A 1274-nucleotide genomic window follows, 5' to 3' on the forward strand; every position below is an offset into this window, starting at 1 on the left:
CAGGCCCTACGTCTGGACCAAGACCGCGGACGAGATCCTCGAACGCCTCGCCAACTATCTGAACAGAATTCCCGACTCAGAAGACTAGGCCGTGTTTGGGAAGTAGCTCGTCGTATGCGGAGCGAGCCTTCGCTCTCATCGTGCGATGGACTCCTGAAGAGAGGATCATGGATGGGTTCTGAGTAGCTCGATCAAGCGAGGAGCCGTCCCATGGCACATCCCACCCAGTCCCTTTCGCGAGCTCTCGTACTCGGCGGGGGAGGTGTGACAGGCATCGCCTGGGAAGTCGGCGTCCTTGCAGGACTCAGCTCCCGGGGCATCGACTGGAGCAGAGCCGCCTCGGTGATCGGAACCTCGGCGGGTTCGTTCGTTGGAACCGCCATCGCCAGCGGCTACGACCTGGAGCGCCTCTTCGCCTCCCAGCTGGTCCCGGACGAGAACGAGGTGGACGTCAAGGCGTCAGAGGCCACGATGGCCGCCTGGTGGGCGGCCCTCGCCGAGGGCGGCGACGATCCGCGCAAGGTCGGCGCGGCGATGGGACGCATCTCCAAGGCGAACCCCGAGCCCGTGTCCTCAGCCACCCGACGGCAAGTCGTCACCTCACGTCTGGTCACCACCAACTGGCCCGCCAGCTTGAAGGTCACCGCGATCGACGCCGATACGGGCGAGCTGCATCTGTTCGACGAGCACGCGGGCGTCTCGCTGACCGACGCTGTTTCCGCCAGCGGTGCGGTCCCCGGCGTCTGGCCTCTCGAACACTTCTTGGGCCGTGCCTGGGTGGACGGCGGTATGGTCTCCACCACTAACGCACGCCTGGCCGCCGGCCACGACAAGATCGTCATCCTGGCGCCGATGCCGGACGGCTACGGACAGATTCCCGGTGCTGCCGCGGATGCCGAAGCCTTGGCCAAGCAGGCCGAGGTATGTCTCATCGCGCCGGACGAACAGAGCGTCGAAGCCATCGGCCCCAACCCCTACGATCCCCAGCGCCGCAAGGCCGCAGCACAAGCCGGCCGAGCCCAGGCCGAGTCCCTGGCCGACAAGGTCGCGCTGCTGTGGTGAGAAGCCGCGCCACCCGCAGAGGGAACGGCTATAGCCACTCGCCGATCGCGGCGATCAGGACGGTGGCTTCGAAGCGGACCGCGAGTTTGTCGAACCGAGTGGCGACCGCCCGGTTGCGGTCGGGTAGCCGGGTCATGTTGCCACGACCCGGCCCCCTCAGAACCGGGCATGCCTGTTTCCAAGCACCACGGCTCAAGCAAGCCCAAAGGCTT

Annotated in this window: 1 protein-coding gene and 1 pseudogene; one reads left to right on the forward strand and one right to left on the reverse strand. The window is 66.3% G+C overall.

Going from position 1 to position 1274, the window contains the following annotated elements; genetic code table 11:
* Nucleotides 1-210: 210 nt before the first annotated feature.
* Nucleotides 211-1062: a patatin-like phospholipase family protein gene (locus tag ACZ6IM_RS42635; protein ID WP_030399464.1), complete on the forward strand. Its 852-nt coding sequence runs from the start codon at nucleotides 211-213 to the stop codon at nucleotides 1060-1062.
* Nucleotides 1063-1090: 28 nt separating this feature from the next.
* On the opposite strand, the pseudogene ACZ6IM_RS42640 reads toward ACZ6IM_RS42635, so the two are convergent.
* A pseudogene (locus tag ACZ6IM_RS42640) lies at nucleotides 1091-1180 on the reverse strand (IS5 family transposase); the annotation flags it as partial.
* Between the last annotated feature and the right edge of the window lie 94 nt (nucleotides 1181-1274).

The sequence above is a fragment of the Streptomyces sp. NPDC042336 genome (assembly GCF_055581985.1).